Source organism: Halomonas alkaliantarctica (assembly GCF_029854215.1).
Lineage (GTDB): Bacteria > Pseudomonadota > Gammaproteobacteria > Pseudomonadales > Halomonadaceae > Vreelandella > Vreelandella alkaliantarctica_A.
The window spans coordinates 1,760,441-1,775,860 of the sequence record NZ_CP122961.1 but is presented as its reverse complement, the minus strand read 5'-3'; the positions used below and the strand labels follow the sequence as shown (position 1 = coordinate 1,775,860).

The 15,420-nt window shown below is 53.0% G+C and carries 13 protein-coding genes; 9 read left to right on the top strand and 4 right to left on the bottom strand.

Annotated elements, in window-relative coordinates; all coding sequences use genetic code 11:
* Window positions 1-76 precede the first annotated feature (76 nt).
* Window positions 77-874 (bottom strand): M48 family metallopeptidase, encoded by a 798-nt coding sequence (locus QEN58_RS08005; RefSeq protein ID WP_280106579.1) that lies wholly within the window; start codon window positions 872-874, stop codon window positions 77-79.
* A gap of 154 nt (window positions 875-1,028) precedes the next feature.
* Window positions 1,029-1,721 carry a hypothetical protein gene (locus QEN58_RS08000; protein WP_280106578.1) on the bottom strand — a complete coding sequence of 231 codons (693 nt, stop codon included), beginning with the start codon at window positions 1,719-1,721 and terminating at the stop codon, window positions 1,029-1,031.
* 332 nt (window positions 1,722-2,053) lie between these two features.
* Between QEN58_RS08000 and QEN58_RS07995 the strand changes: the two genes are divergently transcribed.
* The 3 genes from QEN58_RS07995 (at window position 2,054) to QEN58_RS07985 (ending at window position 4,170) form a co-directional block, all read left to right on the top strand.
* Window positions 2,054-2,473, top strand: a complete 420-nt coding sequence (locus QEN58_RS07995; RefSeq protein ID WP_280106577.1) for a hypothetical protein — start codon at window positions 2,054-2,056, stop codon at window positions 2,471-2,473.
* Window positions 2,474-2,753: 280 nt separating this feature from the next.
* The gene (locus tag QEN58_RS07990; protein WP_280106576.1) at window positions 2,754-3,509 is read left to right on the top strand and encodes a phosphatase PAP2 family protein; all 756 of its coding nucleotides are present in this window, start codon (window positions 2,754-2,756) and stop codon (window positions 3,507-3,509) included.
* Window positions 3,510-3,636: 127 nt separating this feature from the next.
* Window positions 3,637-4,170, top strand: coding sequence for an invasion associated locus B family protein (locus QEN58_RS07985; protein WP_280106575.1), 534 nt, complete (start codon window positions 3,637-3,639; stop codon window positions 4,168-4,170).
* Between the two features lie 287 nt (window positions 4,171-4,457).
* Here the strand turns inward: QEN58_RS07985 and QEN58_RS07980 are convergent, their stop codons facing one another.
* Window positions 4,458-5,555, bottom strand: coding sequence for a hypothetical protein (locus QEN58_RS07980; RefSeq protein WP_280106574.1), 1,098 nt, complete (start codon window positions 5,553-5,555; stop codon window positions 4,458-4,460).
* A 718-nt stretch (window positions 5,556-6,273) separates the two neighbouring features.
* Complete coding sequence (locus tag QEN58_RS07975) at window positions 6,274-7,068, bottom strand: 2OG-Fe dioxygenase family protein (protein ID WP_280106573.1); 795 nt, start codon at window positions 7,066-7,068, stop codon at window positions 6,274-6,276.
* A 255-nt stretch (window positions 7,069-7,323) separates the two neighbouring features.
* On the opposite strand from QEN58_RS07975, the gene QEN58_RS07970 reads away from it, so the two are divergent.
* The 6 genes from QEN58_RS07970 to QEN58_RS19485 all read left to right on the top strand — a co-directional run bounded on the left by QEN58_RS07970 (window position 7,324) and on the right by QEN58_RS19485 (window position 15,018).
* Window positions 7,324-9,192, top strand: a complete 1,869-nt coding sequence (locus QEN58_RS07970; RefSeq protein WP_280106572.1) for a putative bifunctional diguanylate cyclase/phosphodiesterase — start codon at window positions 7,324-7,326, stop codon at window positions 9,190-9,192.
* Window positions 9,193-9,837: 645 nt separating this feature from the next.
* The gene (locus QEN58_RS07965) at window positions 9,838-10,662 is read left to right on the top strand and encodes an AraC family transcriptional regulator (protein ID WP_280106571.1); all 825 of its coding nucleotides are present in this window, start codon (window positions 9,838-9,840) and stop codon (window positions 10,660-10,662) included.
* 79 nt (window positions 10,663-10,741) lie between these two features.
* The gene (locus QEN58_RS07960) at window positions 10,742-11,731 is read left to right on the top strand and encodes a TAXI family TRAP transporter solute-binding subunit (RefSeq protein ID WP_280106570.1); all 990 of its coding nucleotides are present in this window, start codon (window positions 10,742-10,744) and stop codon (window positions 11,729-11,731) included.
* A gap of 73 nt (window positions 11,732-11,804) precedes the next feature.
* Window positions 11,805-13,676 (top strand): TRAP transporter permease, encoded by a 1,872-nt coding sequence (locus QEN58_RS07955; RefSeq protein ID WP_280106569.1) that lies wholly within the window; start codon window positions 11,805-11,807, stop codon window positions 13,674-13,676.
* Complete coding sequence (locus tag QEN58_RS07950) at window positions 13,676-14,518, top strand: PhzF family phenazine biosynthesis protein (protein WP_280106568.1); 843 nt, start codon at window positions 13,676-13,678, stop codon at window positions 14,516-14,518. The genes QEN58_RS07955 and QEN58_RS07950 overlap by 1 nt, the downstream gene beginning before the upstream one ends.
* An 11-nt stretch (window positions 14,519-14,529) precedes the next feature.
* Window positions 14,530-15,018, top strand: a complete 489-nt coding sequence (locus QEN58_RS19485) for a RidA family protein (RefSeq protein WP_425270311.1) — start codon at window positions 14,530-14,532, stop codon at window positions 15,016-15,018.
* Window positions 15,019-15,420 lie beyond the last annotated feature (402 nt).

Genomic DNA, 15,420 nt, shown 5'->3' with positions numbered 1-15,420 from the left:
GGGAGCGATCACCTACCGTCGGAGCGTGTACCGTGGCAATTCTCGTTATTTTATCAGCAACGAGATGCCACTCACCTCAACATTCCGCAGGCGTTACCGTGCGATAGGTGGTCGTGGCCTTTTCCAACCCTTGCTGTAATGCGCGAATGCGAGAGTCATGGGCGGGGTGCGTAGAGAGAAATTCAGGCGGCTGACTACCACCGGCAGCAGCCATGTTGCGCCACAGGGTCACGCTCTGCTGCGGGTCAAATCCCGCACGGGCCATAATCTCGAGGCCCATCAAATCGGCCTCTTCCTCATGGGTACGGCTGAAAGGCAGGCTAATGCCCAACTGGGCACCAATACCCAAGGCCTGCATCAATTGCTGGTTGCCAAACTCCTCTTCCCCTAATAACCCCACCACCAATAACACGGCTTTAATGCCAAGTTGCTGGGTAAGCCGCTCATTGCCATGGTCCGCCAACACATGCCCCACCTCGTGCCCAATCACCGCCGCTAGCTGGGCTGGCGTCTCAGCCACTCGCAGTAGGCCGCTATGCACCCCGATGCGTCCACCGGGCAGAGCAAACGCATTGGGGGAAGCATCTTCAAATACGACCACTTCCCAGCGCTCGGGGAAAGCGAGCCCTGGGTAACTTTCCTCAGCGCCAGCCACCACTTTTTCGGTCACGCACTGGACCAATTGATTAGCCTGCGTATCGCGATTGAGCGGCTGACTATTGCGTAGCTGATTAAAGGTATCTTCCCCCATGTCAGCCATTAGCGAGTTCGGCACTAATGCCAGCTGGGAGCGCCCGGTGGGCGTTTCCCCGCAGCCAGCCAGCGAGACCAGCAAGCCCAAGAGATAAAGAGGTAACAGAAATCGCCGATGCATCGGATAGTATCGCCTGGATTAAGAAACGTTCAGTAGAGTGTAAGACGCTTCGCAGCCATAGCGCTTGTCGCGCTCATCAACGCTAGCGCCGGTTGTTATCGTAGGCCGCAAACAGGCGATCATCATCCAACTCGGTACGAAGCTCTAGCGAGCCTTAAGGCGTTTGCGCTTCGTCGCGCATCACTCTGAGCGAGTTGATTTCAATGGTGAGCGCATCACGCGTTTCTTCTAAATCACTTACCTGTTCACCCACTGCGGCAAGCTGGGAATTGGCCTCTTCAATCTCGGTGTTGAGCGCTTCAAGGTTTGCTTCAGCCTCACTGCGTGCGTCTTCTGCGTCTTGACGAGACTGTTGAGCAGCATCACGGGCGGCTTCTGCCTCTTCTTTCTCTTTTTCTACCTCGGCGTAGGTCTGATTCAGCTCTTCAAGGCGGCTCTCTCGTTCGTCTATCTGCTCATTGAGGGCTTCCACTTCTTCCTCGCGGGTTTCACTCTCACCGCGTAACGCGGACAAATCCTCTTCAGCATTGGCAATGTCTGCGCGCGTTGAAGCAAGCGCGGCTTCCGCCTCGGCTTGTTCAGCCTCAAGGGCATTCATCCTCTGCTGCAATGTTGCCAAGTCCAGCTCCGCCGCTTCAACCTCGGACATCTGCGCCTGAATCTGCTGATGCTCACGCTCGGTTTCAGCCAGTTGCGTTTCGAGTGCTTCCAAATTGTCTTGACGCGACCCAGCAATGGTCTGTGCCACCACGGCCCAGACCACGGCAATAATCGCGATGACCAAGATCACCTTTACGCGGTTATCGCGTAACAGTCCCAACGTTGATGGCTTATTAGTCCCTGTCATTGGTGCAACCCTCTTGCTTAAGCGCTATCGCTATTATGGTGGCTAACGTATGTATGCCAGCGGGAAGTCATCCGACCCATTGTTAATATGCAGGAAAGTTGCCAATTCGGCTAGGAGGGGTTCAGTCGCACAAATGCAATGTCACTGGCATAACTGGCCTTAGCATGTGCAATAGTCCTTTCAGATCGGTCGATGCAGTGACGTAACCACGACTAGACTTGCGAGTGGAGTAGCAAGCAACGCAGTGTAGCGACAAAGTTCCGTCTAGGGACTACCCTCCTAGGAACGTCTGACCTTGCCGGACCACCCTAAGCTGAATAAAGGTGCGACGCATGACCCAAATAACGTTAAACGCAGACGATAGCCAGTTGTTTGTCCAGGCCGTCGACACGGCCATTGCCGTATATCGTGAAGCGGCAACCCGGATGAATGGAGGGCTGCCCCCGTTAGGGATGGATGATCATCCCCCGACTGACGTTGACTATACGCCGGACCCCATTGTGGTCACTGGGTTGTTGACCACGCTGCGAAGCCTAACGGATTTGCGCGACGCTATTCGCCAGCCCAGCAGCCAACAATCTGCCATCACGGTGGAAGTTGATGTTGATGAGCTTGGACGCGACCTCATTACGTTATTGGTGCCAAGCCCTATCGCCATCAACGACGCCGACAACCTGCTCATGCAAGCGATCTACTATGCCAACGCCAAGACCCAAAACCATGAGGTTTTGCGGCTTATAGAGCGAATGTAATAGCCATCCTGCTTATGGGCTCGCTCTTAATAGTTCAGAAGATGAGGGAGATAATAGCTCATCGATGTAGCTGTTATTGAATTAGACTAGCCGCGCCAATGCCCCGGTTCGGGCAACTTCACGTGCTGGCGTTCTCGGATCACCGGCCCCCTTTTAGGCAGCATCGAGAAGGTCCGACTCACGTGTACCGGGCTCATTCCCAGCGCGTCGCTAATCACTTTGAACCGGCGTTGCGTATCATTTATTAGTTGAATTCAGGATCAAAGCAAAGGAGTTGCCAATGAAGCACGATGGAAAAATTAGACAGGTTGGACGCCATAGCGTTTCCTTGCTGGCTCGGCTCGGCCGCTACGAGCTAGCGATGCTGTTATGCGTCGCGGTACTTTCTGGCGGGGTTTGGGGGTTCGTCGCACTGGCCGACGAAGTCACCGAGGGGGACACCCAGAGCGTCGATGAGAGCCTGCTGCTCGCCCTTCGCAACCCCGCGGATCTTAGCGACCCAATCGGGCCGGGCTGGGTCGAAGAAATGGGGCGGGACTTTACCGCGCTTGGCGGTGTCGGCGTGCTGGTCCTCATCACGCTAGGCGCTCTGGGTTACTTGTTACTTGCCAGACGCTATCGAGCCGCCCTCTTTGCCTCAATTGCAGTGCCCGGCGGCATACTACTCAGTACCGTGTTGAAGATGGGCTTTGATCGCCCTCGCCCGGATCTCGTGCCTCATGAAGCCATGGTCTACACCGCGAGCTTTCCCAGCGGCCACTCAATGATGTCTGCCGTGACCTACCTCACCCTGGCTGCGCTACTCAACCTCGTTCAGCCCGCGCTGAGGCTGAAGGCTTACCTTCTGATACTGGCGATATTGCTGACGCTGTTAGTGGGCATGAGCCGCGTTTATCTTGGCGTCCATTGGCCGACCGATGTACTTGCCGGCTGGACAGCAGGGGCGAGCTGGGCAGCGCTGTGCTGGATCGTGATGCGCTGGATGCAGCGACGCGGACAGGTAGAGATGGAAGAGAGCTTGTCGGATACCGAATAAACCGGTTCAAGCGGAGTTGAGCCGCCCAACTACCCTTTCGTAAACCAAGGGGCTCGACCTCAAGCGAACAAGCAGGCATGGTGAGTGTTATTATCCACCATCAACGAATCAACAGGAGGTTACGCCAATGCCGCACAATCTTACTAAAAACCTATGCAAGATAGGGCTATTATCGATCTTGGTGTTGTCTACCAATGCCTTCAGCCAACAACAACCGGGGGCGGCTTCCGGTAATAATGTCACCACCGAGTCGTTCCAGGACTGGGAGGTTCGTTGCCAGCGTAATGCCGGGGGTCCGACCCCTTGTGCGATGTCGCAACTGATCACTCAACCTGGCAGCAACCAGCCCTTGATGCAGGTGATTCTCGACTATCCGCCCCAGATCGATGACCCCGTGATGAGCTTCTTCGTGCCGTTGGGAGTACGTCTGGCCGCGGGCTTGCAATTGAGTGTGGATAACGGTGAGCCAATACAGTTCCCCTATCAGGTCTGCCAAGAGCAAGGGTGCCGTGCTGACGCGCCCATTCAAGCGTCGATGCTGCAGCAACTCCGCAGTGGCAGTACGGCAACCCTCAGCATGATTGATCCACGCGGTGAACGCATGGACCTGGATATTTCGCTTTCCGGCTTTACCGATGCCAGTACCCGCATAGCTCGCTGATCTTAGGGACCTTCCCCGACACAGCCGGCCCGCAAGGGTCGGCTAGTCTCCCCATCCACTGCACAAACTACCCTTACCACGTAGCATTCCTGCACGATTGTCTGTGCTTTGAACGATACGGTAGATGACGCCTGCAAATGGCAGAACAGACAGAAGTTTGATATTGACAAAAGTCGGCCGATGTTAGTCCGTGTCGAAATCGGCCAAAATCGCACATATCCTGCAAAGCTTATCGAATGTGTGTGTCTCCAAACTCAACACATAGTCATCGCCAATGGAATAAAAGCCTACTGATAGTAACTACATGAGTAGCCTCTATCAGTTTTAGTACATCTGTCATAAGTTCTCTCAACATGCCAACTATCGCCACTGATTCTGAAGGATGTCCAAGTCCAGCCATTAAAAAGAGTACTAGTATTAAACACGGAGGCAATTTGCTGCATCATTCCAGAACCAGTCATTGTTGCATCGGCGCGATATCGACATAAAACGTTACCCTCATCGGCAATCATACAGTGGTCTATCGTGACCGAGGTGACTTCCACATTACCCGTTCTGGAATTCATAGTTCCACCGCCAGAAAATAAACACATCAAAGCAGCAAAAGAATCGTTATCACGCCGATAGGTCTTACATTGTTCGCCCATTGCATCGAGGGTTCTAAATGACTCGTCCATTTGAGCTTGCAGCGCACTCATGATTTTCTCTTCTCTTGAGGGTCGATGCGTATCCCTACGGTGCTGGGCAATCGCATTTTGTGTCTGCAATTCTTCGGCAGCCGCAGTGTATGACGGTAGTGCCGTGTCATAGAACTCCTGAGCTTTGCCGTGCATCCAATTAGGCGTTTCATCTGGTGTTAGCAGAGCGGTAGGTGGTCTGATGCGACTTGGGTCATCTGCCAAGCGGCTGTCGACTCTGAGGGTAAATGGGTCCCCACTGGGTCGGCCTGTATTGGGGTCAAAGTCCCGCATCTTGTTAACAATGGTCAGCCGTAAAGCGGAGAAAAAATGTGTAGGATTGCGATTATTGACGAAATTCTCTAGGTCATCTGAAGACTCAGTATCAAACTCCAAGACGACAATGTTGGGACGTGTACGCAAGTCGCAACCGTCTTTCCTGGGAATCGAATTGTCAAATATTCTTTGCTGCGTAGCTCTACAGCTTTCCATAAAACGTTTAGTGACATAAAGATGAGCTATCCCACATGAGTCTCGCTCTGTTTCAAAGTGATATTCACTTGAGCAGTCAGGCAAAATGTCTGATGAGTCCAAACCAATGGCTAGCGAGTTGGAAGAGAACAAAAAAGCTAACAGAGGCAGTAAGGTAGCGGCGCAGTATGTGGCGAGTCCCTTATTCATCTCAACAAACAAGAGTTTAATTTGCATGGGGCCTCCGCTAGGGTGTAGGCGTTATATCTCCAAAGTATAGAAAGAAAAGCCACTCAAAAAATTGCCAAATCGATGTTTTTAGAAAAACAGTAAAGCTTAACTACGACTATTGCCGTGTTTGATCCCGTACAGTAATGATTAGGATCGTCATAAAACGCGTCAGTCGATTTATGATATTACGCAATGATAAAACCAATCGATGTTTTGCTTTTGAGCTCCCTGAGTGATCAATGTGGAACCTCTGACGGGCCATGATCACAATACTGGCTCGATACGGCGAGCTTTATGCCAATGACGAGTCCATACAATAAAAAGTCCTGTTTGTTAGCTAACTTGTTCTGCGTAATTCCGGCTGTTTTGGAGCCTTGCCCAATACGTTGTATGTGTGCGGCACAATTCAAGTGTTATTGCGTGGCCTCCTCATAGCTCCTCAACGGCAACTTATAGGAGCTGGGACACTCCGCGTTCCGGGCGGGCTAAAGTCACCTATCGGCCAAAAGCGGTCTTTTAGGCGACTCTGACATAATGCGGAGCGGAGCGCTGTGCTGGCCGGAACCCGCTCTTCGAGCTTTCGTCGGATGTTGCGCTCTCTGCAAGCTTGAAGATCTTGCGGACACGCTGTATCAGGCGCTACGCACCATCCCTGGCGCACAACCAAGACGCCCCCGGAGTTCGGGGGCGTGGGTGTTGCTAGGTTCTCAATGTACCGAGAGTGTCAGGAGCTCTCATTGAGGACCGCTTCCGGGAAGTGGCGACGCAACACACGGTTCTGGAAGTCGTCCACGAAGCGGCTGTTGATGATGATAATGAATCGCTCGAAGGGTGCCTCGCTGTCGAGCTGCTCGATCCCGTCGACACTGTGGAATATCCGGTCATCGTTCAGATGAAGGATATCACCTGGATTCAGGGTGATATCGACCAAGGGTTGCGTGCCAGCCTTGTCTGCGTAGAGGTGGTTTTCGCCGCCCGCCACGTTTTCCCGATTGATGACCAGAATGCTTAGGGCCTTGCAGCCATCGGCATGAATTCCCTGTCCCTGAAGAGGGTCGATGCTGCCTTCTCCGCGAACCCCGGTGATCTGCATTAGAATGGGTTCGTGCACACCAATACTCCACAGACTTGCCCAGGCGCGAACAAAGGCCTTCACATCGGGGCGTACCATGAATTCCCGAGTCAGCGGATCATAGTACCGCAGGCGATCCGCCATGCTTTCCGCGTCGTTGAAAGCCCCCCCTTGGGCCATGGGGCATTGGCCCATATCCTCGACATCGCCCTGATCATTCAGGGAGAGCCATGACATCCGCTTCCATCGCTGGTTAACGTAGGGATCGCGCGGCAGGTCAGTGGTAAACCCCTGCCAGGCGGTCAGATCGATGCGTTCCCGAATACTGGTTTTCGCCCAATCCTGATGCCTCAGCGCCTCTGTCACTCCCGGATTCCAATAATCGGCGAGTGAATTGGCAGGCATGGAGGCGAGGTCGAAACCCTGCTTGAGTGTATCCAGTTTCATGTTGGTATTCTCCTGTTAACTGGGCGGATTTGCCCGGTGTTGCCGGTGTAAACACAACGGTCAACAGGAGGAAAATGAAAAGATTTGCAACAATATGTCAAAGAAATGTACTAAAAAAATAGTGATTTTGTTGAAAACGGGATCAGACCTTTGATGACGTATATGTGTAGGTTATCTCCTACAAGGTGTAGGATAATCACAACAAAGTGCCTATTGTTGCCCCTATGATGGCTTTTGATAGTTTAAGTGGACCCCATGGCTGCCAGCGATTTCCGACATCACAGAGATCCGGAACGCCTGAAGAAGAACCGCAGGGAGTTTTCCGGTGCGCTCGTGTTGAAGGCGTCAAAGACACCTTCAACTAATGGCATTGATTCGCATAATGCCAGCAGGGAAGAAGTCGAGTTAGTACGTCGCCAATATCTGGAGAGTGAGCAGCGATTCCGCGCCCTGCTGGAGAGTCTGCCGAAGGTGGCGGTTCAGGGTTATGATCGTGATCGGCGAGTGATTTACTGGAATGAGGGAAGCACTCGTCTCTATGGTTATACCGCTGAGGAAGCCCAGGGACAGTTACTGGAAGATCTGATCATTCCTGCTTTCATGCGTGACGGGGTGATCCAGGCGCATGATGCCTGGATCAAAGATGGGGTCGATATACCCGCCGATGAACTCCAGCTCAAGCACAAAACCGGTGAACTGGTATCGGTCTTTTCGCAGCATCTGATGCTCAATGAGCATACCGACTCCCCCCTGTTGTTCTGCGTGGATGTCGATCTTTCCGACCAAAAGCGCGCCCACCGCGACCTGGAATTCGCCACCCGTTTCGACAGCCTCACCCATCTCCCTAACCGCCAAACATTCGAGGTCGACCTGGACAGTCTGCTGGATTCCTGTCGACGCCTGGGCAATGGCCTGACAACCATCTACCTGGACATTGATCACTTCGTCGAGATCAATGATGCCCTTGGCTATGATCAGGGCGATCACCTACTCATTGAGCTGACTCGGCGACTGAGAGAGTGCCAGCGAGTCACTGACCTGGTGTCCCGTGTCTCTAGCGATGAATTCGTGCTGGCCTTTCCCGGCGTCCACTTAGCCCCCGATGCCAGACGGGTCGTGCGTCATGTCCAGAATGTCTTTCGGGAACCTTTCGTCCTGGATGGCCGGGAGTGTCAGGTCACGGCCTGCCTGGGTGTGGCCCTCTTTCCCGAGAATGGTGAATCGTCACGCGAATTGATCCGTAATGCCGATGTTGCCAAGAATCGTGCCAAACTGGATGGTCGGGGTGCTGTACGTTTCTTCCAACAGAAGCTCCATGATGAGCTGGTTCGCCAGCACTATCTCTCGGCGCGGCTCGAGGAAGCCATGGATAACGGTGAATTCTCCCTCCACTACCAGCCCCAGGTCTCGGCGGCCAGTGGGCGAATAGAGAATCTCGAGGCCTTACTACGCTGGGAGCCTGCCGAAGGCCCGCCAATCTCGCCTGCCGAGTTTATCCCGCTGGCCGAGCGCACCGGTGTGATCCATCGTCTGGGCGACTGGGTCATCGAAGAGGCTTGCCGCCAGCAGGTGGAATGGCGTGCCAAGGGATTTCATGAGCACCGCATCGATATCAATGTATCGGGTCGTCAACTGCTACGGCCCGAAGCCCTCAAGAGCTTCGAGGACACGCTGCAGCGACTCGGCCTAAGTCCGCAGGATATCGGCATCGAATTAACCGAGAATGTCCTGATAGAAGCCGAGGAGACCGTCCTCGAGGATCTGTGGCGCCTCTATCATCGCGGTATTCGCATTGCTATCGACGACTTCGGAACCGGTTACTCCTCCCTGAGCTATCTCAAACACTTTCCAGTCACCGCCCTGAAGATTGATCGCTCCTTCATCCACGACGCTCCCACACAGCCGAAGGATCGGGCGATTTTGGAGGGTGCCATCTTCATCGGTCATCGATTGGGACTCGAAGTGGTGGCAGAGGGCGTCGAGAACGCCGAACAGTTGTCATTGCTTCGCGAAATGCATTGCGACCTCATCCAGGGTTTCTTCTTCTACCGTCCGATGCCTGCCAAAGAAATCGAACGACTGCTGGGCGGTTTCGTGCCTGGTCACGAAGGGCTGTCGAGCTGAGCCTCGTCGTGATTTGACGTACTATCCCCGGGATTGTCATACCCTGGAGACTTTGTGAACACCCAGATGTCCCCCCTATCACTGGGACTGCCCCTGTGGCGCCAAACCTAGCCCATGGCCATCGGTGTGCTCTCCCTCATGGTTTCTTAGTTGGTCGACAGTGCCTTTATCGTACACCTAGGAACGGCACCCTTTGCCACTCAGTCATTCACCTTTCCACTATCGATGGCAGAACAAACAGAAGTTTGATGAGAATAAACGAAGACCTATTTCAGGCCGTCGCTTATCGGCCAGAAGCAGACAATTAGTTAAAGCTGATTTAGGCTTATGATTAGATAAAATTCTTATTTAAACACTTTAATTCACCAATCTGGGGATCCCCTTACACTGCAAACATAAGGCCAGGTGTTGTCTAAAATTTCGGGGCGATTCACGGTGACTTCGAACCTAGTGAAGCAGACTGGTGTATAACTGAGAGATGACGCTTGATTCGCTGTGTATGCAGCCCTGCGTGGCATATTGTCTGAAGGTAAATGTGATCGTTTTACACCCTTACGAGGCTTAGCATACTGCCACTTTTGGCATGAGTATGCGGATAAGCCTAGGTATATAAGTCATATCTGAAATGAATAGTCAGGAGCTCACATGGTCGATCTCAGCAACGTCGAGAGGCTTCACTCGATACTTGAAACCATTCCTAGTTACCAGATGGGACTGCATAGCCATGAGGACCATACGATGCTCCTTTTTCCTACATGGGGCACATTCAAAGTAGCGGCCGACGAGTTTGATACTCACCGTTGGACGATGCAAAGCAACGTTCTTATTATTCCTGCTGGGATCTGCCACAAAACTTTGTCCATTACACAAAAACAACGACATATTGCAATTTATTTGCACAAAGACTTCGAAGAATATCTGTTGAAACACTCGGGTCTAGGAAGCAAACATACGAGAAGCGGAGTTTGGCAACTCAGTAAAGACGCGACAGTACTTCTCGGTGTTCTAGAACGTAACCTGGATAACAAATCCGGTAACCTGGCAAATAAGTGCTCTGATATTGCGGACATCCTGATCCAAGACTGCCTTGCACGCAGCATTATTTCTAGAGATACAGGGACATCGCTTGTTGCTGAGCATGGCCGACATATCGCTCATGCAGTAATTAACTCTTTAACAGAGGACCTCAGCATGGACGTTGATCTAGATCTGCTATCGAGTAAGTTAGGGATTTCACGAAGACACCTTACTCGGCTTTTTCGGGAACACACTGGGTATTCAATCGGAGAAATACATCTTAAATTGCGCTTTAGGGAAGCAAAGCGACTGCTATCGAGCACCGATTTATCAATTCAGTTAATCGCGCTTGAGGTAGGTTTCGAAAACGCGTCGAGTTTCACGCGCGCTTTCAGACGTCATCTCGGCTGCACACCCCGTGAAATTCGAATGGCCCGATCGGCACAAAGTTAAGGCCCGCCGAGCAAATCACAAGCCAAAGTATTTTAGTAAAGTCTTCTCTAAATCAAACAAATAACCGAGAGAACTTTATATGAAATATTTTGCGTTAACAGCGGTCCTGCTTTCCACATCTTTCGCAGTAGATGTCGAGGCACAGAATCTTACTCTGGCCACAGGGTCTTCTGGTGGAACCTACTACCCAGTAGGTGTTGCCTTATCCACGCTTGTATCCGAACAGCTCGCCGATCAGTCGGTGCGGATGTCGCCGATCACTACTGGTGGATCAGCCGAAAATATTGAGTTGATCGCGCGCGACGAAGCACAGGTCGCGATCATGTTCGGCATCTACGGACGAGACGGCTACCGTGGCATAGGCCTGCGCGAAGGGCGACCGCCAGTCGAGGGACTGCGTTCAATCATGTCACTCTGGCCTGATTACGACCAGTTTGTCATCCACAAGGACTACGCTAAAACCGGCACCTTGTCGGATATGGCGGAGCTCGGGGGTGCCTTCTCGATCGGGCCGCGTAACTCGGGCACCGAAGGTACAACCCGACTGTTGTTAGAAGCCGTCGACATAGACCCCGAAAATGCCTTCTCAGTTACTAACATGCAATACAACGCCGCGGCGGAAGCTTTCCAGAACGGGCGAATAGCGGGCATGAGCGCAGCAGGTGGCATTCCTACGCCTGCAGTTTCACAAATCTTTTCCACCTCAGCCAAGGACACCGTCATCCTCGAAGTGACAGATGATCAGGTGGAGCAGATATCGGAGGCTACGGACGGCCTGTTTGCAAGGGTCGAGATCCCGGCGGGGACATATCCGAATCAGAACAAGGCGATCCAAACAATCATGCAACCGAATTTTCTCGCCGTGCATGCCGATGTGCCCGAAGAGGTGGTCTATGCAATGACCAAATCGATATTCGAAAATCTCGACGTGCTTCACGCTGCTAGCAGCGCCGCCAAGGTTATTAGCCTCGATACAGCGCTTGACGGTCTTCCAGTGCCACTGCACCCCGGATCGGAAAGGTTCTACGCAGAACAAGGCATCACGATCCCGGATCGTCTGCAGAACTAAACCTTAAACGACGTCCAAGGCGACCTCTCCATACAGATAGTCGCCCCTCCGAATACCAATAAGAGCTTATCCTATGATATCCCTCACCCAATACGGCCGGAAGGTGTGGACGACCTTAGCCTGCGCCGCGGTGGTCCTGCACCTCACACTCATTATCTTCATCCCAACATCCGATTCCACGATTAATGCCTGGCACCTGTCGACAATCCTCGCGCTAGGTTTTGGCCAGCTCGCGCTGGAAAGCCGCTCCCGTATCGCCGGAATCTTGTTGTTGCTTGCGGCGATCGCGGGAGCTGTGACAGGTGTCTATTTCCTGCTCAATGTCGACCAAGTCTTCGCTAGGTACGGCCTGAACCTAATGGATCAGGTCATGGCCGCTACGGCTGTTGCATCAGTGCTAGCTTTGGCCTATTACCTTGCAGGCTGGGTAATCCCTCTAATCGCCACCGTTACGGGGATCTATGTCTTAGGTCTGGGACGGCTGTTCGATGGGATGTTCTTCTTCAGCGGTCTGACTCCCTACCGAATGAGCTATCGTATGTTCTGGCAGGACGGGGCACTGCTAGGATCAACAACCACTATTTCGGCCACGATCATCTTCATGTTCGTGCTGCTCAGTACCCTGATGCGTTCCGCGGGTGCGACCCAGTTCATCATTTCGGGTGCCATCCGCCTGATGCGGCGCATTCCTGGAGGATCAGCGCATGTAGCTGTGCTCTCCAGCGCAATTATGGGCACTGTTAGCGGAAGCGCCGTCGCCAATGTCGCCGGAACAGGAACGCTGACAATCCCGATTATGAAACGCTCCGGGCTTTCGAAAGAGAGCGCAGGTGCAGTGGAGGCTGCCGCATCGACCGGATCTCAACTCATACCGCCGGTAATGGGTGCTGGCATCTTCATTATGGCGGATTGGACAGGGGTGCCCTACAGCGAACTAGTGATGATCGCGATCATACCTGCACTGCTTTATTTCCTATCGATATCCTTCACAGTCCATCTCGAACTGAAACGCGAAGGCCTGCTGGATCGACAAGCACAGCCTGATGGAGATGCACCTCGAATGAACATTACCGAGGGGTTGTCATTTCTCGGGCCAATACTGCTGCTGATCGGTATGCTGATTGCCAGCTACTCTCCAGTCTATGCGGCCGGATGGGCTTGCGCAGCAGTTGTCGTATGTAGCTGGTTCGGGCCACACCGTATTGGGTTGAAACAGATCCCAAGTATTTGCCGTGAGACGTTTCGAACATTGCTGCCGACTGCCGCTGTCTTGATCTGCGCGGGTATCATCGTAACCTGTGTAGAGACCTCCGGTCTGGTCGTGGCGATGGCACAGTCGCTGAATATGCTCGGGCAGGCCAATTCCCTATTGATTATCGCGCTTCTTGCCGTCATCTCGCTGTTCCTAGGTATGGGATTGCCGGTTACGGCTTCCTACATCATCGTGGCAAGCTTTGGGGCACAGGCGCTAATCTCGCTCGGAGTCTCGCCCGTCGCCGCACATATGGCCATGTTCTGGCTTAGCCAGGATTCGCTGCTGACGCCCCCGGTCTGCCTCGCCGCCTATGCTGCCGCCAGCATATCGGGAGGAAGTCCGTCAAGGACAGGTTTAAAGGCCATGCTTATGGGCAAGGGTCTTTACATTATGCCGCTACTGTTCGTCTACCATGGCTTGCTTTTCGATCAAGGCGCAAACCAAGCGCTCATAGGAACTGCTAGCGGACTGGCTGCCCTAGCCACCATTGCGATGGTCGGAACCGGCCAAGCCTTCGGCCGGTTGGGAGCAACGTCCCGCACTGTTCTAGCGCTGTGCGCCGGCTGCATTCTCTGGCCTGAACCCTCGGCACAGTTGGCCGGTGTTGCTGTCGTTTGTCTCGTGCTAATCCATAACCGCCTGGCACAACGTGACATAACTTCCTTCAACGCAACGAAAAGGATTAAATAATGACCTCGCCCACCATGTATCTGCCGTCCGTTTTTACTGCTGGTTCAGGAGGTGGTAATCCGGCACCGATATGGCTTGATGCAGACTCCATGTCCTCTGCTTTGATGCTTGCAGAGACGAAGGCCCAAGGCTTCGAGAGCGCATATGTCCTACGCCCAGAAAGCTCCGAAAACCATCTTCGCCTGCGCTTCTTTGTTCCTGAACATGAGATGTCCATGTGCGGTCACGCGACTATCGGCGCGCTTTGGATCCTGCGCGAAATTGGACGCCTACCCAGAGTGGAAGTGCTTAGAATCGAGACGCCCTCTGGCTTAGTCACGGCCAAGGTTTCACGCGCTCCAGAAGCAATTTCAATCTCGCAACCTTGGGGAGAGGTTCAAGTTCTGTCTGACACGAACCTACAAGACATAGCCAGAGTGCTACAGATAGCCCCAGGCACCATCGGTTTCGTCGCGAATGCGAAGACCAGTCGCGTGAAAACCGTCGTGGAGCTGAAATCGGTCGCAGACTTGCAGAACCTAAAGCCAGACTGGGCTGCAATTGGACCTCTTTGCCAGAAGCTGGAAACGACGGGGCTCTATCCATTTGCCAAGGGCGATGCTCCATGGCTTTTCCATGCGCGACAGTTTCCCAACAATTCCGGATATCCCGAAGATGCAGCGACCGGTATTGCAGCAGCTGCTCTTGCCTGTGCCCTAAGTCAAAGCAGCAGCTTGCTGGCTGACTCTGGTCTCGTGCGGGTCCGGCAAGGCGAAACGATGGGACGCCCCTCCGAAATAGGGGTATACATAAACGCAAGTGAAAAGACTTGCTGGATCTCAGGGATTTGCACTCTAGACTAGGCGCCGCAAATATGAAAGTGTCACGCGAACAGATGATACAACGACTAAGAGAGCTAGGATACGACATGTGTGTGCCAGTTGCTCAGGGACGCTACATGCCAGCACAAATTTCCGGCGACCTTATCTATACTGCTGGACAGCTGTCGCGATTTGACGGTGGAGTATTGAGCGGACGCCTAGTCGATGATAAAGAAATCGCCAGCGCGATACGGGCAGCAGAATTATGCGCCGGTCGCTGCCTAGTCGCGGCGGCTTCGGTCCTTCCCGAGCGAGGTAGAATCGTAGGGCTATTACAGATGCGAGGTTTTCTGAATGCTTCGGACGCATTTACAGCGCACTCGAGAGCCCTGGATGCTGCTTCGACCCTATGCGAAGAAGTCTTAGGGAGCGATTGCCAGTTCGTTCGTACCGCCATTGGTGTCGCAGGACTGCCTGCAAATGGTACTTGCGAGATGGAGTGCATCTTCCGATACGAAAAATTAGCAAGTGTTTCTCTTTAGTAACGACAAGATTGGTTGTCATTAATATTGCCAACCGAAAGAAAGTACACTTCATCCTAATTTTTGGTTAGTGCCTCAATTAGCTTTGTATAGTCGCAGTGCGCCTGCTTGAAACCTACAGTTCAATCTAGTTTTCAAGCTGACTTCAGCCAAATTGTTTAAGAGGGGCTCGTTTCTACAAGTGGCTTTAAGGATGATCGCATTCAGGGTTTGAGCCGGATGTTTTGAATAAGCTATTTTCGATAAACCTTGAGTATACAATTCCGCCCTCGAATATTCGTACCGGAGTTTCAAAGTCTAGCCGCCGTTTACCTTTGAGAACAGCCCCGCGACATGAAGCCGGGAATCTGAAGCGCCATCCTCAGCGTCTGCGGTTCGTGCACACTCTGCGCGACATGCACC